Origin of the sequence: Bradyrhizobium dasycarpum, assembly GCF_042019905.1 — a bacterium.
Lineage (GTDB): Bacteria > Pseudomonadota > Alphaproteobacteria > Rhizobiales > Xanthobacteraceae > Bradyrhizobium > Bradyrhizobium japonicum_B.
In genome coordinates this window covers 6067557-6091087 of record NZ_CP169574.1, presented here as the reverse complement: position 1 = coordinate 6091087, position 23531 = coordinate 6067557, and the positions used below count along the sequence as shown (strand labels likewise).

Below are 23531 nucleotides of genomic sequence, written 5' to 3'. Positions count from 1 at the left end.
GCCCCTTCTTCCTTTCGAGGAGCGACCATGCTGATCGCATTCAAGCTCAAACTGGCACTCGCCTGCGCCGCCGGGCTCGCAGGTCCGATCGCGATGGCGCCGCTGGTATCGACCATGGCGGTCCGCGGCACGGCGACGGAGCCCGTGATCGTCAGGGTCGCACCGGGCAGCCTGTCCTATCGCGAGGCCGGCGATTTCACACGCGGCGGGCAGCAGGCGGAAGCGCCGCTGCGCACGTTGCGCGTCGACCGGCCGCTGCACATCATGCGAAACCAGGTCGCGTCGTCCGACTATCAGCTTTGCGTCCAGGACGGCGCCTGCCGCGCCCTCGATCGCGACGTGGTGGTCGCCCCCGACCGCCCTGCGGTTCAGGTGAGTTGGCACGACGCCGAGGCCTATGCGGGCTGGCTGTCGCGCAAGACTGGGCATCATTACCGGCTGCCGAGCGATGAGGAATGGGCCTTTGCCGCCGGCTCCAGATTCAAGGACGACGGTCTCGCGGTCGATGCGAATGATCCTTCCAAGCGCTGGATCAGCCGCTATGAGCGCGAATCCGAACGCGACCTCTCCGACACCAAGGCCTATCCGTTCGGCAAGTTCGGACCGAACGAGCACGGCATCGAAGATCTTGCCGGCAATGTCTGGGAGTGGACCTCGACCTGCTTCGTACGCTCGCGCGTCGACGCTTCAGGCAATGCCGGCCGCCCGACCGTGAACTGCGGCGTGCGCGTCGCCGAGGGCGCGCACCGCGCCTATGTCACCGATTTCATCCGCGACGCTCGCGCCGGCGGCTGCGCCCAGGGGCGTGCCGCCCGCCAATCTCGGCTTCCGCCTGGTGCGCGAGGAGACGTCATGGGTGGCGAGCGTGTCGGCGCGCTGGAGCAAGGTGCGGGCGGCAAGATCATGATCGCAGCGGCGCGCATACGTTTTCCCGTCAACGTCGCGATCCATTGATTAGAATCGATCTAAGTAAGAAATATTGGAATCGCTCTAAGTCGCGCTCTTCGCGACATCGCGTCGCTGACTTTGCCGCATTGCCTGCGCTACTCAATCTGGCGTCAATCGCGCGCCTGGAGCAGCCCTTATGATCGATCTTCGCGTCCTCGCCGCCTCCGCGGCGGTGTTGAGCCTGACCTTATCCTTTGCCTCGAAAGCAGCCGCCAATGGCGAGGTCAACGTCTATACCTATCGCGAGACCAAGCTGATCCAGCCGCTGTTCGACGCCTTCAGCAAGGATACCGGCATCAAGGTCAATGTCGTCTCCGCAAGCTCAGGTCTGGAGCAGCGCATGAAGGCGGAAGGCGCCAACGGTCCGGCCGACGTGCTGCTGACGGTGGACATCGGCCGCATCGACGAGGCCGTGCAGGCGGGCGTCACCCAGCCGATCAAGTCGGAGGTGGTCGACAAGGTCGTGCCGGCGCAGTATCGCGATCCGGACGGACACTGGGCCGGCATCTCCATGCGCGCGCGCGTGATCTATGCCTCGAAGGATCGCGTCAAGCAGGACAAGATTACCTATGAGGAGCTCGCCGATCCCAAATGGAAGGGCAAGATCTGCATTCGCTCGGGCCAGCACATCTACAACAACGCCCTGTTCGCGGCCTACACGGCCAAGCACGGCGAGGCCAAGGCCGAAGAATGGCTGCGCGGCGTGAAGGCCAATCTCGCGCAGAAGCCGTCGGGCGGCGATCGCGAAGCCGCGCGTGACGTGGCCGCCGGCAAGTGCGACATTGGCATCGGCAACACCTATTACTGGGCGCTGATGATGAACAACGATCCCGAGAAGAAGCCGTGGGCGGAGGCGACCCGCGTCATCCTGCCGACCTTCGAGGGCGGCGGCACCCACGTCAACCTCTCCGGCGTGCTGCTGGCCAAGCACGCGCCCAACAAGGCCAACGGCGTCAAACTGATCGAGTGGCTCGTCAGCGAGCAGGCGCAGCAGATGTATGCCGACCAGAACTACGAATATCCGGTTCGGAGCGGCGTGCCCATCAACTCTACCATCGCGGGCTACGGCAAGCTCGGCCCAGATCCCTTGCCGATCGCAAAGATCGCCGCCAACCGCAAGGCTGCGGCCTCGCTGGTGGACAAGGTCGGCTTTGACAACTGATCTCTGGCGGCCCTCGTCACTCGAACTGGCAGAAGCTTCGGGCGCACGGCCTCGTTTGAGAGGCCGCGCCCACGCCGGGCGCGCTGCAACCGCAATCGCGATCGCAACCGCGATCCTGGTCGCGGCGCCCGTGATCTCGATCGTTTCGTTGGCTTTGCAGCCCGCGACCGATGTGTGGCACGACCTGATCAACTACGTGCTGCCGGCCGCGCTCCTGGACACCGCCCTTCTGCTCGTCGGGGTCGGCGCGCTCACACTTCTGGTCGGCGCCGGCACTGCATGGGTGATATCGCGCCACGATTTTCCCGGCCGGGGCATGCTCCTGTGGCTGATGCCGCTGCCGCTGGCGATCCCGACCTATCTTGCGGCCTACGTCTATGCCGACCTGTTCGAGCCGCTCGGCCTGGTGCATCGCACCCTGGCCATCTGGCTGCCGCTGCGCGATGCCCTCGGCTATCTGCCCAACCTGCGCTCGCTGCCGGGCGCCATCTTCGTGATCGGGCTCGTGCTCTATCCTTACGTCTATCTGTCGGCGCGCGCGACGTTTCAGGTTCAGTCTGCCGAATTCGCCGAGGCGGCTACGACGCTGGGGGCCGGCCGATGGACTGTTTTCTGGCGCGTTTCACTGCCGATGGCGCGGCCGGCGCTCGCGGTCGGCGTGGCGCTGGTCGCGCTGGAAACGCTCAACGACATCGGCGCCAGCGAGTATCTCGGCATCCGCACGCTGACGGTCTCGATCTTCACCACCTGGCTCAACCGCGGCAGCCTTGCCGGTGCGGCGCAACTCGCATGCCTGATGCTTGCGATCGTCGCCGGCCTGATCGCGATGGAGCGTTACGGCCGTCGCAACGCCAATGCCGAGTTCTCGGCCGAAAGCCCGCATGTGAGGCAGCGAACCCCGCTTTCGGGCGCAAGAGCGTGGATCGCGTTCGCGGTCTGCGTGCTGCCGGTGCTGATCGGCTTCGTCGTGCCGCTGTTCTATCTGGCGCATCAGGCTCTCGGTCGCGGACTGCTTGCAAATTTCGATCCGCTCCTGTGGCGCCACACCTTCCATTCGTTTGCCTATGCAGCGCTCGCGACGCTGATGGCGCTGATGCTTGCGCTCGCCACGACGATCGCGCACCGTTTTCGGCCGGATCCCCTGCGATATCTGGCGATGAGCATCGCGCAGACCGGATACGCGCTGCCGGGTCTGGTGATTGCCCTCGGCCTGCTGACCCCCGTCCTGGCGGTCGACAGCGCGCTGAGCGCGGTCGCGACCTGGACGGGACGTTCGCTGCCCGGGCTGATCCTGGTCGGCTCGGGGACGGCCGTCGTCATCGCCTACACGATTCGTTTTCTGGCTGTGCCGGTCGGCATGATCAAGGCCGGGTTCGACAGCATTCCGCGCGACTATGACGAGAGCGCGCGCACGGTCGGCGCGGGCCAGGCGGTCATGTTGAGGCAGATCTATCTGCCATTGCTCCGGCCCGCGATGCTTGGCGCCGTCATCATCATGTTCGTCGACTGCCTGAAGGAGCTGCCGGCAACGCTGCTCTTGCGACCCCTCAACGTCGAAACGCTGTCGACGTCGATCTACCAGTTCGCAAGCCGCGGCAATTTCGAGGACGGCGCACTTGCGGCCCTCCTGATCATCGCCGCCAGCATCGGCCCGGTGGTCTGGTTGACCCGGTTCTCCGAGGTGCCGAGCGGCCCCGCTTGAAGGCATGCCCGTCGGGGGAGGCCGTGCGAGCTGGCTGTCGCGCAAGAGCGGCAAGACCTACCGCCCGCCGAGGGACGAATTGGACCACGGCGCCGCTGCAGCACACGCCGTCACCGACTTTATCGGCGATCGCTCAGGTGTTCTTCAGCGCGACGCGGAATTCGGCTTCGGTCTTGGACTTGACCTCGTCCAGCGTGACGCCGTCGGCGAGTTCGATCAGCGCCATGCCGCCATTGCCATGCTTGTCGATGGTGAAGACGGCAAGATCCGTGACGACCATGTCGACCACGCGCTCGCCCGTCAGCGGCAGATTGCACTTCTTCAGCAGCTTCGGGCCGTCCTTGGCCGAATGCTCCATCACCACGATGACGCGCTTGACGCCGGCGACGAGGTCCATCGCGCCGCCCATGCCCTTGACCATCTTGCCGGGGATCATCCAGTTGGCGAGATCGCCGTTCTGGGCCACCTGCATGGCGCCGAGGATCGACAGGTCCATGTGGCCGCCGCGGATCATGCCGAAGGAATCCGCGCTCGAAAAATAGGAGGTCGACGGCAGCTCGCTCACCGTCTGCTTGCCGGCGTTGATGAGATCGGGATCTTCTTCGCCCTCATAGGGGAACGGACCCATGCCGAGCATGCCGTTCTCGCTCTGCAAGGAGACGTCCATGCCGTCGGGGATGTAGTTCGAGACCAGCGTCGGGATGCCGATGCCGAGATTGACGTAATAGCCGTCGCGCAATTCCTTCGCAGCGCGCGCGGCCATCTGTTCACGGGTCCAGGCCATATGAGTCTCCTGATACGCCTAGGCGGCGGTGCGCGGGCGGGTGTTGCGGAATTCGATGCGCTTCTTGGCCGTGCCGACCTCGACGATGCGCTTCACGAAGATGCCGGGCGTGTGGATGTGGTCGGGATTGAGTTCACCGGCCGGAACCAGATGCTCGACCTCGGCCACCGTGATCTTGGCGGCGGTCGCCATCATCGGGTTAAAGTTGCGCGCGGTCTTGCGGTAGATGAGGTTGCCGGCGGTGTCGCCCTTCCAGGCATGCACGATGGCGAGGTCGGCGAACAGCCCGCGTTCCATCAGATACTTCTCGCCGTCGAATTCCTTCACTTCCTTGCCTTCGGCGATCAGCGTGCCGACGCCGGTCTTCGTGTAGAAGGCCGGAATGCCGGCGCCGCCGGCGCGGATGCGCTCGGCCAGCGTGCCCTGCGGATTGAATTCGAGTTCCAGCTCGCCGGCGAGGAATTGCTGGGCGAACAGCTTGTTCTCGCCGACATAGGACGAGATCATCTTCTTGATCTGCCGCGTTTCCAACAGGCGGCTGAGCCCGATGCCGTCGACGCCGGCATTGTTGGAGACCACCGTCAGGCCCTTGACGCCGGACTCGCGGATCGCATCCGACAGCTCCTCGGCGATGCCGCAGAGGCCGAAACCTCCCGACATGATCATCATGTTGTCTTTTAAGATGCCGTCGAGAGCCGACTTGGCGTCGGGATAGACCTTGTTCATACAAATACCTTCGACTGAACCTTCGGTTTGGAGGCGTCGTGCCGTATTGGCGGCGATTATTAGGCGAAATCCTCCAAAGCCGTCAATGATACGGGGTTCTCCGCACCGCGCCCGGGTGATAGAAGCTGCCCACGCCGTGGGCAGAACCGTCCACGGCCTTGAAAGCGACAAGAAAACCCATCAAGTTGCGGGACTTAACATCATAGGGCTTGGGCGTGGCCACGCAGGTTTTCCGACCCGCCCTTCCGGCTCCAACGACCAACCCGATCAGGACACGCCATTGACCATGGCCCAAGGAATGAAGCGCCTCGGGACGCCGATCGCGGCGCTGCTCGGCGTGGCGCTGATCGCCCTGATCGCGACCTCCTGGCTCATCAACCGCGACGCGCTGCGCAAGGCGGTCGAAGCGCAGATCCGCGACGTCACCGGGCTCGAGCTCAGCGTCGCAGGCAGCATCGACATCTCGGTGCTGCCGGCGAGCTACATCTCCTTCCGCGACGTCGGCCTGAAGGGCGGCGGCACCACCGATTCCGCGCTCCATGTCGACGTGCTCACCGCCAATCTGCGGCTGCTGCCGCTCCTGCTGCAGCGGTTCGAGATCGCCGACCTGACGCTGCTGCGGCCGCGCATCCATGTCAGCCTGAAGCCGGACGGTGAGAGCAACTGGACGCCCTTCATCCAAACCATCGCGCGCACCATGAAGCCCGGGGCCGAGAATCAGGTCTCGTTCTCCGAAATCCGGATCCAGGACGGCGTGCTCGACTACGAGGACGCGGCCACCCACGCCACCGAGCGGCTCGGCGACATCGACCTGTCGCTGGCCTGGCCCTCGATCTCGCGCTCCTTCGCCGCGACGGGACAGTTCGACTGGCGCGGCGAGCGTGTCGACGGCTCGATCAGCTTTTCCGATTTCGTCGCCGCCCTCTCCGGCGATCGCTCGGGGTTGAAGGCGCGGATCGCCAGCGCGCCGCTCAAGCTCGCATTCGACGGCAGCGTCGCCAACCGCACCAGCCCGATGATGGAGGGCACGCTGACGATCGACAGCCCCTCCTTGCGCAACGCGCTACGCTGGACCGGGCAGCCGCAGCCCGCCAGCGGCGGCTTCGGCCGTTTCGCGCTGAAGGCGCGCGCCAACGTCGTCGGCCCCTCGATCGCGCTCACCAATGTCAATGTCGAGCTCGACGGCAACGCCGCCGAGGGCGTCATGACCTACGCCAATAACGGCCGGCAGACGCTGCAGGCGACGCTTGCCGCCGACGCGCTCGACTTCACGCCCTATATCTCGACCTTCCGCCTGCTCGCGAGCGGGGCGCGCGACTGGAACAGGCAGCTGTTCGATCTACAGGGATTGTCGACCACCGACCTCGACATGCGCCTGTCGGCGGCCAAGCTGACGGTCGGACCCACCAAGCTCGGCCGCACCGCGATCGGCGCCAATCTGCGCAACGGCACGCTGGCGCTCTCGGTCGGCGAGGCCCAGGTCTATGGCGGCATCGCCAAGGGCTCGTTCGGCATCGCGCGATCCGACACCGTCGCCGACATCAAGGCGCAGTTCCAGTTCACCGACGTCGATCTCCAGGCCTGCGCCACCGAATTGTTCGGCCTCAACAAGCTGTCCGGCCGCGGCAACATCAACGTGTCGCTGTTCGCCTCGGGCTCGAGCCCGTTCGGTCTCGTCCAGTCGCTCGACGGCAGCGCCACCGTCACCGGGCATGACGGCGCGATCTCGGGCTTCAACGCCGAGCAGCTCCTGAAGCGCCTGGAGCGGCGGCCACTCTCGGGCGGCGGCAATTTCCGCAACGGCTCGACGCCGTACAACAATCTCACCATCGCAGTGAAATTCTCCGACGGGATCGCCACCGCGGAGGACATCCGCATCGAAGGGCCGGCGGCGAAGATCACGCTGACCGGCACCGCCTCGGTGCCGACACGCGAATACGACATGAAGGGCGTGGCGAGCCTCAATACGGCGTCCGGCTTTCAATTGCCCTTCATGGTGCAGGGCCCATGGGACGATCCGCTGATCTTCCCCGACCCTGAAAGCCTGATCCGGCAGTCGCCCGCGGCCTCGCCCTTCCTCGATCTGTTGAAGCAGCGCATCACCGGGGGCGGCAAGCGTCCCGCGCAGGACGGATCGCCGACGGCGGAGAACGCCAAGGAGAATGCGAAGTCGAACTGAGGATCGCGCGATCCTCTGCCGCTGCCCGAGCTTCGCGAATTGATCGGGGCGAATTGATGCGGCGATTGGATCGATGCGCGCGTTAAGCATCGCCACAGAGCGACACCCGCGACCTAGGTCTGACAACATGCTGCGTTGATTGCGCTACCATCCTGCGCTAGTGTTTTTTTCGACCGGTTAAAACACCGGCCGTTTGAGGGAGAAAAACGTGAAATCCAAGGTTATTGGCGCAGTATCACTGGCGGTCGCTGCGGCCGGGCTGTTTGCAGCCGCTGCACCCGCATTTGCGCAGCAGAAGACGATCACGGTCTGGTGGGGCAAGGGCTTCTATCGCTCCGAAGACGACGCACTGATCGAGACGATCAAGAAGTTCGAAGCCAAGACCGGCATCAAGGTCGAGCTGTCGCAATACGCGATCCAGGACATGATTCCGAAGACGGTCGCCGCGCTCGATGCCGGCACCGTGCCCGATGTCGCCTATTCCGATTCCTATGACGTCCAGGCGCAGGGCAAATGGGCCTATGAGGGCAAGCTCGAGGATCTCTCCGACGTCATGGAGCCGATCAAGGGCCGCTTCGTGCAGAACACGCTGGATGCCTCGATCCTCTACAACGACGTCGCCAAGAAGAAAGCCTATTACGGCTTTCCGCTGAAGCAGCAGAGCATGCACGTCCAGATCTGGAACGACATGCTGGAGAAGGCCGGCTTCAAGCTGGCCGATATCCCGAACGACTGGACGGGGTATTGGACGTTCTGGTGCGACAAGGTGCAGCCGGCGATCCGCAAGGCCACCGGCCAGCGCCTCTATGCCGTCGGCCAGCCGATGGGCGTGGAATCCACCGATTCCTTCCAGTCGTTCTACACCTTCATGGACGCCTATCATGTCAAGCTGGTCGACGACGACGGCAAGCTCACGGTCGACGATCCCAAGGTTCGCGAGAACCTGATCAAGGCGATGAAGGATTACACCGACACCTACATCAAGGGCTGCACGCCGCCGTCCTCCACGACCTGGAAGGATCCCGACAACAACGTCGCCTTCCATAACAAGACCATCGTGATGACCCACAACTTCACGATCTCGATCGCGGCGAAGTGGTTCGAGGACTCGCAGAACCAGGCGCTTACCCAGGAGCAGCGCGACGCCGGCAAGAAGGCCTACGAGCAGGACATCATCACGGCGTCCTTCCCCAAGGCGCCGGATGGTTCGACCATCAAGTACCGCTCCGACGTCAAGACCGGACTGGTGTTCACCGCGGCCAAGAACAAGGCCGAGGCCAAGCAGTTCATCAGCTTCCTGCTCCAGGAAGAGAACGTTCGTCCCTACATCGAGGGCGCGCTCGGCCGCTGGTTCCCGGTGACGAAGGAAAGCCAGGAAAGCCCGTTCTGGCAGGCGGACAAGCACCGCAAGGCCGTCTACACGCAGTTCAAGGGCGGCACCACGGCGTTCGACTTCACCAAGAACTGGAAGTTCACGATTCTCAACAACGAGAACATCTGGGCCAAGGCGATGAACCGCGTCGTCAGCGAGAAGGTTCCGGTCGAGAAGGCCGTCGACGAGATGATCGCCCGCATCAAGCAGGTCGCGGGTTGATGTCATCCTCATCTCCCTCGCGTTGCGGGAAGAGGTGTAAGAACAACACCGGCCGCGTTTCGCGGCCGGCTTCTCTTTGAAGAGTCCGAAAAGAATGGCGATCACCCTCTCTGGCGATCAGGCTATGCCCGGCCCGCCCCTGTCGTCGCGGCTGACCCCGGCGCAGGTCTGGGGCATCGTGCTGCTCGCGCCCTATCTGCTCGTTTTCCTCGCTTTCGTCGTCTATCCCGTCTGCTACGGGCTGTGGCTGGCGCGCGCGCCGGAAAACTACGTCGCGCTCTACAACGACCCGATCTTCGCGCGCGCCGCGATCAACACGCTGATCTTCCTCGTCATCGGCATCAACATCAAGATGCTGATCGCGCTGTTCCTGTCCGGCTTCTTCGTGCAGCAGCGCACCTGGATCAAATGGCTGTCGGTGATCTTCATCCTGCCGTGGGCGGTGCCGTCGATCCCGACCATCCTGTCGGTGCGCTTCATGCTCAATCCCGAGTGGGGCATGATCAACCACTACATCTTCTCCCTCACCGGCGATGACGGCCCGAACTGGCTGAACGACCCGACCGTGGCGCTCAGCATGGCGATCGCCGTGCACATCTGGAAGTCGCTGCCGTTCTGGACGCTGATCCTGATCACCGGGCGCCTTGCGATCTCGCACGATCTGTTCGAGGCCGCCGAGGTCGATGGTGCGAGCTGGTGGCAGAAGTTCCGCTACATCACATGGCCGTCGATGCAGACGCTCTACGTCACCTGCACGCTGCTCTCGATGATCTGGACGCTCGGCGACTTCAACAGCGTCTATCTGCTCACCGGCGGCGGCCCGGCAGACCTCACGCACGTGCTGGCAACGCTTGGCATCCGCTATCTCCGCCTCGACCAGCTCTCGCTGGCGATGGCATCCATCGTCTGCGCGATGCCGTTCGTCCTGCCGCTCGTGTACTTCATGATGAAACGGTTGTCGCGATGAAGCTCCCCGGCCTAAGAGAGTTTTCCTGGCGCGACGTCGCGACCGAAGCGCGGCTGTTGCTGATCGGCATTCCCGTCTTCCTGTGGACGATGATCCCGATCTATCACATGTTCCTGTTCGCGATCTCCCCGAAGGAGGACGCGTTCTCGGGCAAGCTGTGGCCGGATCACCCGACGCTGCACAACTTTCAGATCGTGTTCAAGCAGCAGCATTACTTCCTGCGCGACTTCTACGTCCAGTTCTGGAATTCGACCGTGATCGCCGTCTCCGTCGGCGTGCTGACGCTGTTCATCGCGACATCCGCAGCGTTCGCGATCTCGCGATTGAAGGTGCCGGGCGGGCGCACCGTGCTGAACCTTGCGCTGTTCACCTATTTCATTCCCGCGGCGTTCCTCGCCGTGCCGATGTACCGCACCATGGGCAATTACGGCCTGCTCAACAATCACTGGTCGCTGATCCTGGCGATGGTGACGATCGCCTCGCCCTACGCGATCTGGGTGCTGAAGCAGGCCTCGGACAAGCTGCCGGTCGAGCTGGATGAGGCCGCCGTAATGGACGGCGCGACGACGCTGCAGATCTTCCGCCTGGTCTATTTGCCGCTGATGATGCCCTCGCTGGTCGCGATCGGCACCTATGCGGTGTTGCTGGCCTGGAACGAATATCTCTACGCGTTCCTGCTGCTCTCAAACGACCGCGAGATCACCCTCCCCGTCGCGCTTGGCAACTTCCTCGCCGCCGACGATTCGCCATGGGAGCTGCTGATGACCACCGGCTTCATCTACGCTCTGCCGCCGGCCGCGGTCTACTACGCCTTCCGCCGCTACATGGTGGGCGGGCTGACGGCGGGTGCGGTGAAGTCTTAAATAGGCTGTCATTCCGGGATGGTCCGAAGGACCAGACCCGGAATCTCGAGATCTCAGGTGCGCAATTGCGCACCGTAGTTCGATGCTTCGCATCCCCCGGAATGACGCTCTCTCCTACAGCGGCGCTGCGCTCTCGCCCTGCGAGCTCGACAGTTTCGAGGCGAGCGAGGCGATCACGATGACGACCGCGATCAGGGCGATCACCAGTGTGCAGATGGCGTTGATCTCCGGCTTCACGCCCAGCCGCACCTCGGAATAGATCCGGATCGGCAGCGTCGCCGAGCCGGGACCGGTGGTGAAGCTCGCGATGACTAGATCGTCCAGCGACAGCGTGAAGGCGAGCATCCAGCCGGCGACGATCGCGGGCGCGATCAGCGGCAGCGTGACGGCCACGAACGCGCGGACCGGGTCGCAGCCGAGGTCCATCGCCGCCTCCTCCAGCGAACGATCGAGCGAGCCGAGGCGGGATTGCACCACCACGGCAACGAAGCACATCGTCAGCGTGGTATGGGCGATGGTCACGGTCCAGAAGCCGCGCTCGGCGTTGAGCGCCACGAACAGCAGCAGAAGCGACAATCCCGTGATCACCTCGGGCATGACCAGCGGCGCGTAGAGCATGCCGGAGAACAGCGTGCGGCCGCGAAACCGCTCGCCGCGCGACAGCGCGACCGCGGCGAGCGTGCCGAGCAACGTGGCGATGGTGGCGGAGGAGACCGCGACTCGCAGGCTCATCCAGGCCGCCTCGATCATGGCGCGGTCATTGAAGAACTCGTAATACCAGCGCAGCGACCAGCCACCCCAGACGGTCACGAGGCGCGAGGCGTTGAAGGAATAGATGACAAGGATGAGGATCGGCAGATAAAGGAACGCCAGCCCCAGCGCGAGCGAGGCGATGTTGAAGCGGGAGAGGCGTGAGAGCTTGCGCATTGTCTCAGCGCCCCTGTTCCAGCTGCCGCTTCTGCAGCCGCTCATACAGCAACAACGGCACCAGCAGCACCATCAGCAACACGATGGCTGCCGCAGAGGCGACCGGCCAGTCCTTGTTGGTAAAGAATTCGAGCCACAGGGTCTGGCCGATCATCAGTGAATTGGAGCCGGCCAGAAGGTCCGGGATGACGAACTCTCCGACGATAGGAATGAAGCACAGCAGCACACCGGCGCCGACGCCGGGCAGCGACAACGGGAAGGTGACGAGCCAGAACACCTGCCAGGGCGGCGCGCCGAGATCCGCAGCCGCCTCCTCCAGCGCCGGCTCCATCTTGGCAAGCGTGGCGTAGAGCGGCAGGATCATGAACGGCAAATAGGAATAGACGATGCCGATATACATCGCGCTGTCGGTGGAGAGCCAGACCACCGGCTGGCTCACCAGGTGCAGCGCCAGCAGGATCTGGTTGAGCAGGCCGTCATGCTGCAAAATGTTGATCCAGGCATAGATGCGGATCAGGAACGAGGTCCAGAACGGCACGATGACCAGCACCATCGCCACCGCCTGCCAGCGCTTCGGCAGCCGCGCCATGCCATAGGCGATGGGATAGCCGATCAGGAGCAACAGTGCGGTCGCCGTCATCGCAACGGTGAGGCTGCGAACATAGGCGAACAGGTAGATGTCGTCGGAGGCGAGCAGCCTGAAATTGTCGAACGACAACGCGGCCAGGGCCGTCCTCAGCGCATCCCACCCGGCCGCGAGGTCGAACACCGGCTCGTAGGGCGGCTGCGCGATCGCCGTCTGCGACAGGCTGATCTTCAGCACGAAGGCGAACGGCACCAGGAAGAACAGCGCCATCCAGACATAGGGGGCGATCGCGGCGAAACGCGCCGGCCTCGCGAAGATGCGGCGGGCGCTCATGATTGCAGCACCACGCAATCGTCGGGCGTGAACCAGGCGACGACATGCTGGTTCAGGCTGTAGGCATCGACGTCGGTGCGCGCGCTGTTGGCGACGGACGCCTGCACCGTTCCGCCGGTGTCGAGCTTCACCTTGTAGGTGGTGGTGCCGCCGAGATAGCAGATGTCGGCAATCACGCCGTCGAGCCGGTTGATCGCCGTCTCACGTCCGGCCTCGCTTACCGGGCCATGCCGCGACAGCTTGACCTTCTCGGGGCGGACCGCCACCGCCAATTTTCCGGTGCCGATCGGCTCGCGCGGCTCGGCCACCACCAGCGCTCCCGCATCGCGCGTGCCGATGACCAGACGATGACCGTCCCGCAATTTGAACTCGCCGTCGAACAGATTGACGTCGCCGACGAACTCCGCGATCCAGCGCGAGCGCGGCGCCTCGTAGAGCTCGCGCGGGCTCGCGACCTGAGCGAGCTTTCCGGCGTTCATCACGCCGATTCTATCAGCCATCGTCATCGCCTCCTCCTGGTCGTGGGTGACGATGATGAAGGTCATGCCGAGCCGGCGCTGCAGCTCCATCAGCTCGGCTTGCGTGCTCTCCCGCAGCTTCTTGTCGAGCGCCGCGAGCGGCTCGTCGAGCAGCAGCAATTGCGGGCGGCGTGCCAGCGCGCGGGCGAGCGCGACGCGCTGGCGCTGGCCGCCCGAGAGCTGGTCGGGCTTGCGCTTCCTCGAGCCCTTCGAGCTTCACCAGTGCGACCATCTCGGCCACACGGGTGGCGATGTCCGCACGCGCCATGCCTGCGCGCTTCAGGCCGAACGCGATGTTGTCGCGCACCGACAGATGCGGAAACAGCGCGTAATTCTGGAACATCATGTTGATCGGCCGCTCATGCGGCAACGCCTGCGCAATGTCCTCACCCCCGAGCAGGATCCGTCCCTCGTCCGGCGCCTCGAAGCCCGCGAGCATGCGCAGCAGCGTGGTCTTGCCGCAACCGCTTGGGCCCAGCAGCGCGAAGAACTCGCCGGCCTTGATATCGAGCGAGACGCCATCCACGGCGCGGAACGCCCCAAATGTCTTGGCGACGGCCTCGATGCGCAGCAACGGCTGGCCGGCTGCGGCCGCGTCTCCATCGGCAGCACCTGTCGCGGCGTGCGTTTTCGGCAATTCGTCCGTCATGTTTCCTGCCAACCCCGATTCCGCCGCACGCTAGCGGCCGATCGGCTTTTGCTCAACCGGGTCACGGTGGATCGTTCACACCCGCCATAAATGCGGCCAGCGCCTCACGATCCGCGGCCGGCATGGTCAGGCCGAGCTTGGACCGGCGCCACAGCACATCATCCGGAAAGCGCGCCCATTCGCGGGTCATGAGATGGCGCAGCTCGGCGCCGGTCAGCTCGGGGCCGAAGGTGGGCCCTAGCTCGCCGCAGGTCTTGGCCTCTCCCAGCACGGCGGCCAAGCGCGAGCCATAGGCGGCGACCAGGCGCTGCGCCTGCGCTTCGGAGAGAAAGCGCCAGCGCTCGCGTGCAAGATCGACTTCGCTGTCGAAACGATCCCAATTGAAATCGCCGCCGGGCAGTGCCGCGCCGCCAGTCCAGGGCGGCGACATCGGATAGAACGGCGTCAGCTTCGTCACCGCCCGCTCGGCGCGCAGGCGCGAGGTGGTGACGTCGCCGCCGAACATCGTGATCAGCGGCGCCTTGCGCCGGCGCGCGTGGAACAAGGTCGTGCCGTCACCTCGCGGTGCGGACGCCGGCTTCAAATTGACGCCGGAAACCGTCCGGACCACGTCGGCCGGGGCGACGCGCTCGCGGAAATAGCGGCTGGCTGCCTCGCAGAGATAGCTGACATCGGCCCCTCGCATCGCCACGATGGCGGGATCGCCGGTGAACTCGTTCGTGACGGTGCCGATCAGCGTGAACTCCCGCTCGAAAGGGGAGGCGAAGATCAGGCGTCCGTCGCTGTTCTGGAAGACGTAGACGTTGTCGGAATCGAACAGCCTGGGCACGATGATCTGGCTCATCTGCATGGGCACTGCGGCAGGTTGTGGCCGGCGCAGCACGGTCTCCGCGACCATCGCCGTCCACGCCCCGGTGGTGTTGGCCAGCGCCCGGGCCGTGATCGTGCGGCGATGGCCGCGATCGACCACCGCGAGCCGCCAGACGTCGGTTCTATCGGCACGCACGCAGCGCGCGCCGGTCCGGATCGCAGCACCGCGTTCGGCCGCATCCAGCGCCGTGAGCACCACCAGGCGGGAATCGTCGACGACGCAGTCCGAATATTCAAAGGCCGTGCCGAACGGGCGCTTCAGCGCGTTGCCGACCGGATGATGCGTGATGTCGATGGTGGCTGAAGGCGGCAGGCCGCCGCGGTTCGTGAGGGCGTCGTAAACATACAGGCCGGCCCGCAGCAGCCAGGGCGGACGCTCGTCGGAATGCGCGGGGATCACGAAGCGCATCGGCCGGACCAGATGCGGCGCGATGGCGAGCCAGATCCGACGCTCGGCCAGCGCCCGCCGCACCCGCCAGAACCCGCGCCGCTCCAGCACCGACAGATCGCCGTGGATCAGCCGCGGTGTCGCCGAGGACGCCGCGCCGCCGAGATCGCCCTGCTCGAACAGGACGACCCGCAGACCGCGGCCGGCCGCATCGCGCGCGAGGCTGACACCGTTCAGACCGCCGCCGATGATCGCAAGGTCGTAATCCGCCATGAGGCCGTCGAGAAGGAGCGAAGCGCCCCATCATCTCTAGAGCCATTTCCGTTCCAATGAAATCGGAATGGAAATGGCTCCAGATTCAAATTCTGACGCGTCTTCTTGACGCGAACCGGTATCCACTTCGCTCGAAGACGCTCTAGCCGGTCTTGAGCGCAAGCTCCATGACCTCGGCGCGGCCGACGAGTCCGGCATATTTGCCGATCGGCAACGGCTTGCCGAGCAGATAGCCTTGCACGCCGTCGCAGCCCTCCTTGGCGAGGAAGGCGAGCTGCTCGATCGTCTCGACGCCCTCGGCGATGATCGACATGTCGAGGCCGTGACCGAGATCGATCACCGCACGGACGATCGCAGCCGATTGCGGGTTACGGCCGAGATTGATGATGAAGGCGCGGTCGATCTTGATCTTGTCGAACGGGAACGCCTGAAGGTAGCTCAGCGAGGAATATCCGCTGCCGAAATCGTCCATGGAGATGCGGACACCGAGCGCCTTGAGGCGTCGCAGCAGCGCAAGGCCGCGGTCGAAATCCTCGATCAGCACGCCCTCGGTGATCTCAAGCTCGAGCCGGCCGGGCGCAAGGCCGGTCTCGAGCAGGATCGAATGGACGAGGCCAACCACGTCGCCGTGCATGAACTGCGCCGGCGACAGATTGACAGCGACCTGGAGCGGTTTCGGCCAGGACGCCGCCTCGCGGCAGGTCTCGCGCAGGATCCACTCACCCATTTCGACGATCAGGCCGCTTTCCTCCGCGATCGGGATGAATTCGGCCGGCGAGACCTGGCCGCGCACCGGATGCTGCCAGCGCGCCAGCGCCTCGAAGCCGATGATCTCGCTCTCGGCGACGCTGTCGCCGGTGGCCCCCTGCGGCTGGAAGGCGAGCGAGAGCTCGCCGTTCTTGATCGCCATCGACAGGTCCTGGTGCAGCACGCGGCGATCTCGGATCTGCTGGTCCATCTCCGGCTGGTAGAGGCTGATGGTGCCGCGGGACTTCTGCTTGGCGCGGAACAGCGCCGCACCGGCATTGGCGAGCAGCGAGGCGCCGTCGGTGCCATTGCGCGGGAAGACCGCCATGCCGGTGGTGGCGCCGGCGCGGACCGCCCGGCCGTCGATCTGGAATTCCTTGGCGACGGCCTCGCCGAGGTGCTGCGCCAGCGCAAGGCCGCAATCCGGCTGCTTGCCGTCGATGATGAGGCCGAATTCGTCGCCGGACAGGCGCGCGACCACGCCGCCGCGGGCGGAATCCTGAAGCCGCTGGGCCACCTCGATCAGGAGCTTGTCGCCGAGTGCGTGGCCGAAGACGTCGTTGACCTCCTTGAGGCCGTCGAGATCGACGCAGAGGACGGCGAACTCCTCGTCGGTACCTTCGCAGGCTTCGATCATCTGGGTCAGCGCCTGAAGGAAGGCCGCACGGTTCGGCAGATCGGTAAGGCCGTCGTGATAGGCCATGTGGGCCATGCGCGACTCGGTCTGCCGGCGATCGGTGACGTCCTCGTGGGTCTTGATCAGATATTGTGGCTCGCCGGTGTCGCCGAGCACGGTGGCGCGGCGGGTCAGGAACAGCCGCAGGCCGTCCTTGGTGGAGATCGGATGCTCCTCGGTGATCATCCCGCGTTTCTTGATCGCGGCCTCGTCGCGCGCGATGATCAGCTTGGCTTCCTTGGGGTTGAAGATGTCGGACGCCGTCAGGCCCGTGGCTTCCTCGCGCCGGCGATTGAGGATCGTCTCCGCGCTGCGGTTGGCAAGCAGATAGCGGCCGTCCTTGACCTGCTCGACGATCAGGGCCACCGGGATGTTGTCGACCACCAGTTCGAGGAACTTCTTGGTGCTCTCCAGTTCCTGCGACAGCGAGCGGCGATCGGTGATGTCCTCGAACATGAGCATCAGGAATTCGGGCTTGTTGCTCTCGTTGCGGACCACGATCCGGATCGAGGCGACCATGCGCCGCTCGCCGCCGCGGTCGACCTCGAATTCGTTGCGGAACTGGCCGTCCGGCGAATCCAGCGCTGCCCGGTCCGTCGCCTCGATGCTGTCAGCCGAAGCGGATTCGAACAGCTCGCGCGCGTTCTTGCCGACGACGTGGTCGCGCGAGAAGCCCCAGAACCGCTCATAGGCGCTGTTGGCGAAGATGTAGCGGCCGTCCCCGATGTTCTTGGCGGCCACGCAGGCCGGAACGTTGTCCAGCACCGTTTCGAGGAACTGCTTGGTCGAGGCGAGCTGTCGCGACAGCTTGCGCTGCTCGCTGACGTCGAGATGCGTCGCCACCGAGCCACCGTTCGGTAGCACGAAATATTTCACCAGGATGGCCCGCCCGTCCGGAAGCTCGGTGATCAGGCCGTTGGTGCTGGCCGCCTTCTCATAGAACTCCTCGTTGGAGGCGACGCCGAGCACCCCGCGCTTGCGTCGCAGCTCAAGCAACTCATAGCCGTTCATGTTGGCCCAGACATCCGAGCGCGTCAGGCCGTAGATCTCGAGATAGCGGTCGTTGCAGAAGATGATGCGGCGCTGCGAATCCGTCATCACCACGCCCTGATTGAGACTGTTCATCGCAGAGGAGACGAAGGCGTTGCGCCGCAGCTGCAAGCGTCTGGTCCGGCGCAGCGAGGAATGGATCCACAGCGAGATCGCGGCGAGGAAGGCACAGACGACGACGCCCGCGATCAGGGCTTCCCAGACCACGTTGGGATCGAGCTGACCAAAATAGCCCGGCGCGGCGAGGCCGTCCGACAGCGCGAAGGCGCGCGCGGGCGCAACCGTGCCGGCGAGGCACACAACGGCCTGCACAGCAATCGGAAGCGTGCTGCCCTCGTGCCAGTTCTTCTCAGCCATCAGCCACCCGCGATTTCAACGTCGGATTGTCTGGCTTCACGGGTTTGGATCGGGTAAACGCCTGTACGCGCAACAGAAAAATGTGACGTGAAATACGGCAATTGCCCTGACATGATAAATTCTTCCTTAACGGAAAGCGGCCCCGGCCCGTTCTTTCAAGGTCTGATCCGATCGGCGCGCCCAACGGACATGCTGCACAACCATGGATAGGGTCGATTGCGTCGTCATCGGGGCTGGCGTGGTCGGGCTCGCTGTGGCCCGCAGGCTGGCGCAGGCCGGGCGCGAGGTCATCGTGCTTGAGGAGGCCGAGGCGATCGGCACCATCACCTCCTCGCGCAACAGTGAGGTGATCCATGCCGGCATCTACTACCGTGCCGGGAGCTGGATGGCGCGCATGTGCGTCGCCGGCAAGCACGCGCTCTACCGGTACTGTGCCGAGCGCGGCATCCCGCACAGGAATTGCGGCAAGCTGATCGTCGCGACCACCCCGCAGGAGACCGCGAAGCTGCAATCGATCAAGGCGCATGCCGAGGCCAATGGCGTGCTCGACATGCAGCTGCTCGCGGGCGAGGCGGCACGCGCGCTGGAGCCCGCGCTGGCCTGCGACGCCGCGCTGCTGTCGCCCTCGACGGGCATCATCGACAGCCACGCCTACATGCTGTCGCTGCGCGGCGAAGCCGAGGACGCCGGCGCCGCCTTCGCGTTCCGCACCCCGCTGATCCGCGCCAAGGCGGCTGGTGGCATCATCGAGATCGAGGCCGGCGGCGAGGCGCCGATGACGCTGCAATGCAGCCTGCTCGTCAATGCAGCGGGGCTGTCGGCGACGAATGTGGCGCGCAATATCTGCGGCATGCCGCTGGACCGCATTCCGCCGGCCTATCTCGCCAAGGGAAACTACTTCAGCTGCAACGCCAAGGCGCCGTTCTCGCGCCTGATCTACCCGGTGCCCGAACCCGGCGGTTTGGGGGTGCACCTGACGCTGGACATGGCCGGCCAGGCGCGGTTCGGGCCTGACGTCGAATGGATCGAGACGATCGATTACGAGGTCGATCCGTCACGCGCCGAGCGCTTCTATCCGGCGATCCGCAGATATTGGCCGACGCTGCCCGACGGCGCGCTGATGCCGAGCTATTCAGGCATCCGGCCGAAGATCGTACCGCCCGCGGTGGCCACGCAGGACTTCCTGATGCAGGGACCGCGCGACCACGGCGTCGCAGGCCTTGTGAATTTGTTCGGGATCGAGTCGCCTGGACTGACGTCATCGCTCGCGATCGCAGATCACGTCGCCGAGCTCGCAGAGGTCTAGAGCGCAGGCAGATCCAAGCATCGCGCAAACGCCTAGCGCGATGCTTGCCCAGCAGCAGGGACGAGCGCAAAGACTCTCATCCCTGCATGATAGGGGTACGATCAACTCTACGCTGTTATGGGGGTTACTAGTGAAGCGTGTCGCCGTGCTTCAGGCGCTCGATCTGATCCTTCACCATCAACTTCCGGCGCTTCAACTCAACAATTTGCAGGTCGTCTGTTGAAAGGTGCACGAGAGCGTCGTGCAATTCGTTTTCGAGAAGTTTGTGCTTCCGTTCCAATTCAACGAGATGTGCCTGAATTGTCATTCGAAACCTCCTCGGTAGGGTTGAACCTCAGGATTCGATCCGGACAACGAAGTCTACATCACCGATTCGTTCTGTCGATGGGTATCCGTCGTCGCAGCTTCATTTTTGAAAATTCATATGTAACGAAGCGTGAGTAAAGGAACCGCGCCGGAAAAATCCGTGATATCAATGCGCTCACGCAGCCGCTCGGCTCCTCGCAGAAATATGTTGCCGGAGATCGGCGGGGCAGGCTTGCAGATCGCTTGCGATCACACCGCGCAAGGACGATAATTTCCACAGGGCATCCACAGCCCAGAGTCTCACGCCTATCGGTTTTCGGCCACCGCAGACATGACCAATGAAGACGAGCGTGAGCTCGAAGCCGAGCTCACCCGGTTGCAGCAGGAACACCGAGATCTCGATGCGGCGATCGATGCACTGCATCAATCGCCCGCCCCCGACCTGTTGCGGTTGCAGCGGCTGAAGAAACGCAAGCTGTTGTTGCGCGACCGCATCGCGTTCATCGAAGACCAGATCACGCCCGACATCATCGCCTGATCCACAGGCTGCGCGACGAAGCTCACCTGATATCGAATCCGCTTGACTCGAAAAGAACAAAATAAGAACATTCGAGGTGCAGCAACGCCCCCAGGAACACACCGAGGACACGCAGATGTCGACAGCCGCCCTTCTCGACAACAGCCACTATGAACAGGCCTGTGACCAGGCCATCGCGATGTGCGACGGCAATCTGCGCAGCACCATCAAGGCGCTGATCATGGCCAACGAATACCTGGAGGCCGAGTTGGAGGAATTGCAGGCGGCAATCTCCGCCGGCTGCATCCCCGAGACCTCACGCAGCAAGATGCGGAGCAAAAGCAGCGCCGCCTGAGTTCAACGTCGGAGCAACGCCATGTCGGACGTGACCTATTACGTTGCAATGCCCTTCTTGATGGATGCCGACGGCTCGCCTGTCGCAGGCGCAGCGGAAGAATGCCAGAGTTCGACGGCCGCGTTGCGGCGCGCCGAGGCCTTGTCGCGCGGCGCCGGCTACATCGGTGCGGTCGCGTTCAGCCGCAGCGGCGATCCCATGACCGGCGAATTCGGGGACGCCACGCTGCTGCGCAGATTCGGCAACGTGCCGGAAGATCTCGCCACATTGTGAGGATCAGCTGCTGACCAGCCTGATCCGCGGCTCGTGCCGCCGGTGCGCCTTGCGCACATACATGGCGGCATCCGCCTCCTCCAGGGCGCGACCTGCATCGGATTGCGCCCCCAGCAGCGCGACACCGGCGGAGGCTCCCGCGGTCACGTGCTGGCCGCGAAAGACGAAAGACAATTCGTCGATCGCCTGTTCGAAGGCGGCGGCCTTCGCCTTGGCGTCGGTCTCGCTCAGGTTCCAGAGCAGCAGCGCGAACTCGTCGCCTCCGAGCCGCCCGACCACGTCGGAGGCACGGACCTGCCGCGTCAGCGCGGCGACAATCGCCTTGAGCACCTCGTCGCCGGCGCCGTGACCAAACGAATCGTTGATCGGCTTCAGCCGATCGACGTCGAGCACGATCAGCGCCCCGCTGGCGCGATAGCGCTTCATGTAGGCGATGGCGCGCGCAAGCTCGCGCTCGAAGCCGCGCCGGTTGGGAATCCCGAGCAGGAAATCGGTATCGGCCGCAGCTTCCAGCTCGGCGACCCGGCGCTGCGCCTGCTTGAGCTTGGCCCGCAAGTCCCGGATCGTCGCCCTGACGGTTTCCTTGGCTCCATCGCCGCCCGACCCGGCGCGCCGCGGCGGCTCCGCCGGACGCTTGGTCGGCCGCTTCGGGGCGGCTTTGGAACGGCCAGCGCTGGTCTTCCGGCCCGCCGTGGCCTTCGCAGCACTCGCCCTTTTCGGTTTCTTCATGGGCATCCTGCTCAATGAAGGCTTGCGGGGATTCACCAAGACAGGATAGTGGATTCCCTTCTCCTTGCCACCGCCTTGCGAGCCGCCGGCCGGAACCGTCAATCTGGCCTATCCTTCTGTTTTTCGGGCACAATCAACGCCATGACCGCGCCGATCGCCATCATCATGGGAAGCCAGTCCGACTGGGACACGATGCGGCATGCCGCCGACACGCTCGCCGCGCTCGGCGTTGCAGTCGACAGCCGCATCGTTTCGGCTCACCGCACCCCCGACCGGCTGTTTGCTTTCGCCAAGGGCGCCAAGGCCGCGGGGTACAAGGTCATCATCGCCGGCGCTGGAGGCGCTGCGCACCTGCCCGGCATGGCGGCGGCGCTGACCGAGCTGCCGGTATTCGGCGTTCCCGTCGAATCCAAGACGCTCAAGGGCCTCGATTCGCTCTATTCGATCGTCCAGATGCCCGCCGGCATCCCGGTCGGCACCCTCGCCATCGGCAAGGCCGGCGCGACCAACGCCGCGCTGCTGGCAGCATCCGTCCTGGCACTGTCCGACCCGGCCTTGTCCGACCGCCTCGCCGCCTGGCGCAAGGCTCAGACCGAGGCGGTCGCCGAGCGCCCGGAGGGCAAGGCGTGACTGACACCCGGCACGTGAAGCTGAAGCCCGGTGACACCATCGGAATCCTCGGCGGCGGACAATTGGGCCGGATGCTGGCGATGGCTGCGGCGCGGCTTGGCCTGCGCTGCCAGGTGTTCTCGCCCGATCCGGACTCGCCGGCTTTCGACGTCGTCTTGAACGCGACCTGCGCCGAATATGCCGATGTCGAAGCGCTCGAACTGTTCGCGGGCGACGTCGACGTCATCACCTACGAATTCGAGAACGTCCCCTCAGCCGCTGCGATGGTGCTGGATGCGCGCCGCCCGGTGCTGCCCAATCGCAAGATCCTCGAGACCACGCAGGACCGGCTCGCCGAGAAGGATTTTGTCACCCGCCTCGGGATCGGCACCGCAGCCTACGCCGACGTCACGTCCGTTGCCTCGTTGCGCGAGGCGATCGCCAGGATCGGCCTTCCGGCCGTGCTCAAGACCCGCCGCTTCGGTTATGATGGCAAGGGCCAGGCTATCATCCGCGAGGGCGACGACATCGCCAAGGTGTGGACCAGCCTCGCCACCAAATCGGCGATCCTGGAGGCCTTCGTGCCGTTCGAGCGCGAGATTTCCGTGATCGCCGCACGCTCGGTCACAGGCGAGGTCGAGTGTTTCGACGTCACCGAGAACGAGCACCGCGACCACATCCTGAAGATATCGCGCGCGCCGGCCCCGATCCCGGACGCGCTCGCCGAGGAAGCGCGCAGCATTGCCGGAAAGATCGCGAGCGCGCTCGACTATGTCGGCGTGCTCGCCGTCGAGATGTTCGTGCTGGCCAATGGCACCGGACCGAAGGTGCTGGTCAACGAGATCGCCCCGCGCGTGCACAATTCCGGGCACTGGACGCTCGACGGCGCGTCCGTCTCGCAGTTCGAGCAGCACATCCGCGCCATCGCCGGCTGGCCGCTCGGCAAGCCGGTGCGCCACGGCGAGGTCGTCACCATGACCAACCTGATCGGCGACGAGATCAACGACTACGAGAAGTGGCTGGCTGTGCCTGGCGCGACCGTCCACATCTACGGCAAGGGCGCGCCGCGCCCCGGCCGCAAGATGGGCCACGTCACCGAAGTGCGCCCCACCACGGGCAAGTAACGCGACCGCGGCT

At 64.7% G+C, this 23531-nt stretch carries 20 protein-coding genes and 2 pseudogenes; 13 read left to right on the top strand and 9 right to left on the bottom strand.

Annotated features, from left to right (window positions below; all coding sequences use genetic code 11):
• Window positions 1–27: 27 nt before the first annotated feature.
• The 3 genes and pseudogenes from ACETMP_RS29035 (at window position 28) to ACETMP_RS29025 (ending at window position 3812) form a co-directional block, all read left to right on the top strand.
• Window positions 28–907: pseudogene (locus ACETMP_RS29035) on the top strand (SUMF1/EgtB/PvdO family nonheme iron enzyme).
• A 177-nt stretch (window positions 908–1084) separates the two neighbouring features.
• Window positions 1085–2110 (top strand): Fe(3+) ABC transporter substrate-binding protein, encoded by a 1026-nt coding sequence (locus tag ACETMP_RS29030; protein WP_375158804.1) that lies wholly within the window; start codon window positions 1085–1087, stop codon window positions 2108–2110.
• 55 nt (window positions 2111–2165) lie between these two features.
• Window positions 2166–3812, top strand: a complete 1647-nt coding sequence (locus ACETMP_RS29025; protein WP_375158803.1) for an ABC transporter permease — start codon at window positions 2166–2168, stop codon at window positions 3810–3812.
• Between the two features lie 133 nt (window positions 3813–3945).
• Here ACETMP_RS29025 and ACETMP_RS29020 read toward each other — a convergent pair whose 3' ends face one another.
• Window positions 3946–4596, bottom strand: a complete 651-nt coding sequence (locus ACETMP_RS29020; protein WP_028138350.1) for a CoA transferase subunit B — start codon at window positions 4594–4596, stop codon at window positions 3946–3948.
• Window positions 4597–4614: 18 nt separating this feature from the next.
• The gene (locus ACETMP_RS29015) at window positions 4615–5322 is read right to left on the bottom strand and encodes a CoA transferase subunit A (RefSeq protein ID WP_011089830.1); all 708 of its coding nucleotides are present in this window, start codon (window positions 5320–5322) and stop codon (window positions 4615–4617) included.
• A gap of 286 nt (window positions 5323–5608) precedes the next feature.
• Here ACETMP_RS29015 and ACETMP_RS29010 point away from each other — a divergent pair, with 286 nt between their 5' ends.
• The 4 genes from ACETMP_RS29010 (at window position 5609) to ACETMP_RS28995 (ending at window position 10925) form a co-directional block, all read left to right on the top strand.
• Window positions 5609–7501: an AsmA family protein gene (locus ACETMP_RS29010; RefSeq protein ID WP_375162018.1), complete on the top strand. Its 1893-nt coding sequence runs from the start codon at window positions 5609–5611 to the stop codon at window positions 7499–7501.
• Between the two features lie 208 nt (window positions 7502–7709).
• Complete coding sequence (locus ACETMP_RS29005; protein ID WP_375158802.1) at window positions 7710–9095, top strand: ABC transporter substrate-binding protein; 1386 nt, start codon at window positions 7710–7712, stop codon at window positions 9093–9095.
• Between the two features lie 94 nt (window positions 9096–9189).
• Complete coding sequence (locus ACETMP_RS29000; RefSeq protein ID WP_028138353.1) at window positions 9190–10062, top strand: carbohydrate ABC transporter permease; 873 nt, start codon at window positions 9190–9192, stop codon at window positions 10060–10062.
• Entirely contained in the window at window positions 10059–10925 is an 867-nt protein-coding gene (locus ACETMP_RS28995; protein WP_375158801.1) for a carbohydrate ABC transporter permease, read from the top strand. Before ACETMP_RS29000 ends, ACETMP_RS28995 begins: the two co-directional genes overlap by 4 nt.
• Window positions 10926–11039: 114 nt before the next feature.
• On the opposite strand, the gene ACETMP_RS28990 is transcribed toward ACETMP_RS28995, so the two are convergent.
• From ACETMP_RS28990 to ACETMP_RS28970, 5 genes and pseudogenes are all read right to left on the bottom strand, one after another.
• Complete coding sequence (locus tag ACETMP_RS28990) at window positions 11040–11852, bottom strand: ABC transporter permease (protein ID WP_375158800.1); 813 nt, start codon at window positions 11850–11852, stop codon at window positions 11040–11042.
• Between the two features lie 4 nt (window positions 11853–11856).
• The gene (locus tag ACETMP_RS28985) at window positions 11857–12771 is read right to left on the bottom strand and encodes an ABC transporter permease (protein WP_375158799.1); all 915 of its coding nucleotides are present in this window, start codon (window positions 12769–12771) and stop codon (window positions 11857–11859) included.
• Window positions 12768–13938: pseudogene (locus ACETMP_RS28980) on the bottom strand (ABC transporter ATP-binding protein). Before ACETMP_RS28980 ends, ACETMP_RS28985 begins: the two are co-directional and overlap by 4 nt.
• A gap of 61 nt (window positions 13939–13999) precedes the next feature.
• Entirely contained in the window at window positions 14000–15469 is a 1470-nt protein-coding gene (locus ACETMP_RS28975) for a glycerol-3-phosphate dehydrogenase (RefSeq protein WP_375158798.1), read from the bottom strand.
• 142 nt (window positions 15470–15611) lie between these two features.
• The gene (locus tag ACETMP_RS28970; protein WP_375158797.1) at window positions 15612–18299 is read right to left on the bottom strand and encodes an EAL domain-containing protein; all 2688 of its coding nucleotides are present in this window, start codon (window positions 18297–18299) and stop codon (window positions 15612–15614) included.
• A gap of 202 nt (window positions 18300–18501) precedes the next feature.
• Here ACETMP_RS28970 and ACETMP_RS28965 point away from each other — a divergent pair, with 202 nt between their 5' ends.
• Complete coding sequence (locus tag ACETMP_RS28965) at window positions 18502–19605, top strand: NAD(P)/FAD-dependent oxidoreductase (RefSeq protein ID WP_375158796.1); 1104 nt, start codon at window positions 18502–18504, stop codon at window positions 19603–19605.
• Window positions 19606–19732: 127 nt separating this feature from the next.
• On the opposite strand, the gene ACETMP_RS28960 is transcribed toward ACETMP_RS28965, so the two are convergent.
• Complete coding sequence (locus ACETMP_RS28960) at window positions 19733–19912, bottom strand: YdcH family protein (protein WP_028138361.1); 180 nt, start codon at window positions 19910–19912, stop codon at window positions 19733–19735.
• A 330-nt stretch (window positions 19913–20242) separates the two neighbouring features.
• Between ACETMP_RS28960 and ACETMP_RS28955 the strand changes: the two genes are divergently transcribed.
• The 3 genes from ACETMP_RS28955 (at window position 20243) to ACETMP_RS28945 (ending at window position 21056) form a co-directional block, all read left to right on the top strand.
• Entirely contained in the window at window positions 20243–20449 is a 207-nt protein-coding gene (locus ACETMP_RS28955; protein WP_008546179.1) for a YdcH family protein, read from the top strand.
• 115 nt (window positions 20450–20564) lie between these two features.
• Entirely contained in the window at window positions 20565–20783 is a 219-nt protein-coding gene (locus ACETMP_RS28950) for a hypothetical protein (protein WP_026201909.1), read from the top strand.
• Between the two features lie 21 nt (window positions 20784–20804).
• Complete coding sequence (locus ACETMP_RS28945; protein ID WP_375158795.1) at window positions 20805–21056, top strand: hypothetical protein; 252 nt, start codon at window positions 20805–20807, stop codon at window positions 21054–21056.
• Between the two features lie 3 nt (window positions 21057–21059).
• Here ACETMP_RS28945 and ACETMP_RS28940 read toward each other — a convergent pair whose 3' ends face one another.
• On the bottom strand, window positions 21060–21785 hold the full coding sequence (locus tag ACETMP_RS28940; protein ID WP_375158794.1) for a GGDEF domain-containing protein: 726 nt from the start codon (window positions 21783–21785) through the stop codon (window positions 21060–21062).
• Between the two features lie 141 nt (window positions 21786–21926).
• Here ACETMP_RS28940 and purE point away from each other — a divergent pair, with 141 nt between their 5' ends.
• Together purE and ACETMP_RS28930 are read left to right on the top strand one after the other, a co-directional pair.
• On the top strand, window positions 21927–22415 hold the full coding sequence (purE, locus tag ACETMP_RS28935; RefSeq protein WP_257176763.1) for a 5-(carboxyamino)imidazole ribonucleotide mutase: 489 nt from the start codon (window positions 21927–21929) through the stop codon (window positions 22413–22415).
• Complete coding sequence (locus tag ACETMP_RS28930) at window positions 22412–23518, top strand: 5-(carboxyamino)imidazole ribonucleotide synthase (protein WP_028138365.1); 1107 nt, start codon at window positions 22412–22414, stop codon at window positions 23516–23518. The genes purE and ACETMP_RS28930 overlap by 4 nt, the downstream gene beginning before the upstream one ends.
• Window positions 23519–23531 lie beyond the last annotated feature (13 nt).

What these genes read in the sequence shown, in the direction of transcription:
- ACETMP_RS29030 (WP_375158804.1), top strand. Translation starts at nt 1,085, where the DNA reads ATGATCGATCTTCGCGTCCTCGCCGCCTCCGCGGCGGTGTTGAGCCTG.
- ACETMP_RS29020 (WP_028138350.1), bottom strand. Translation starts at nt 4,596, where the DNA reads ATGGCCTGGACCCGTGAACAGATGGCCGCGCGCGCTGCGAAGGAATTG.
- ACETMP_RS29015 (WP_011089830.1), bottom strand. Translation starts at nt 5,322, where the DNA reads ATGAACAAGGTCTATCCCGACGCCAAGTCGGCTCTCGACGGCATCTTA.
- ACETMP_RS29010 (WP_375162018.1), top strand. Translation starts at nt 5,609, where the DNA reads ATGGCCCAAGGAATGAAGCGCCTCGGGACGCCGATCGCGGCGCTGCTC.
- ACETMP_RS29000 (WP_028138353.1), top strand. Translation starts at nt 9,190, where the DNA reads ATGGCGATCACCCTCTCTGGCGATCAGGCTATGCCCGGCCCGCCCCTG.
- ACETMP_RS28995 (WP_375158801.1), top strand. Translation starts at nt 10,059, where the DNA reads ATGAAGCTCCCCGGCCTAAGAGAGTTTTCCTGGCGCGACGTCGCGACC.
- ACETMP_RS28990 (WP_375158800.1), bottom strand. Translation starts at nt 11,852, where the DNA reads ATGCGCAAGCTCTCACGCCTCTCCCGCTTCAACATCGCCTCGCTCGCG.
- ACETMP_RS28985 (WP_375158799.1), bottom strand. Translation starts at nt 12,771, where the DNA reads ATGAGCGCCCGCCGCATCTTCGCGAGGCCGGCGCGTTTCGCCGCGATC.
- ACETMP_RS28975 (WP_375158798.1), bottom strand. Translation starts at nt 15,469, where the DNA reads ATGGCGGATTACGACCTTGCGATCATCGGCGGCGGTCTGAACGGTGTC.
- ACETMP_RS28970 (WP_375158797.1), bottom strand. Translation starts at nt 18,299, where the DNA reads ATGGCTGAGAAGAACTGGCACGAGGGCAGCACGCTTCCGATTGCTGTG.
- ACETMP_RS28965 (WP_375158796.1), top strand. Translation starts at nt 18,502, where the DNA reads ATGGATAGGGTCGATTGCGTCGTCATCGGGGCTGGCGTGGTCGGGCTC.
- ACETMP_RS28960 (WP_028138361.1), bottom strand. Translation starts at nt 19,912, where the DNA reads ATGACAATTCAGGCACATCTCGTTGAATTGGAACGGAAGCACAAACTT.
- ACETMP_RS28955 (WP_008546179.1), top strand. Translation starts at nt 20,243, where the DNA reads ATGACCAATGAAGACGAGCGTGAGCTCGAAGCCGAGCTCACCCGGTTG.
- ACETMP_RS28950 (WP_026201909.1), top strand. Translation starts at nt 20,565, where the DNA reads ATGTCGACAGCCGCCCTTCTCGACAACAGCCACTATGAACAGGCCTGT.
- ACETMP_RS28945 (WP_375158795.1), top strand. Translation starts at nt 20,805, where the DNA reads ATGTCGGACGTGACCTATTACGTTGCAATGCCCTTCTTGATGGATGCC.
- ACETMP_RS28940 (WP_375158794.1), bottom strand. Translation starts at nt 21,785, where the DNA reads ATGAAGAAACCGAAAAGGGCGAGTGCTGCGAAGGCCACGGCGGGCCGG.
- purE (WP_257176763.1), top strand. Translation starts at nt 21,927, where the DNA reads ATGACCGCGCCGATCGCCATCATCATGGGAAGCCAGTCCGACTGGGAC.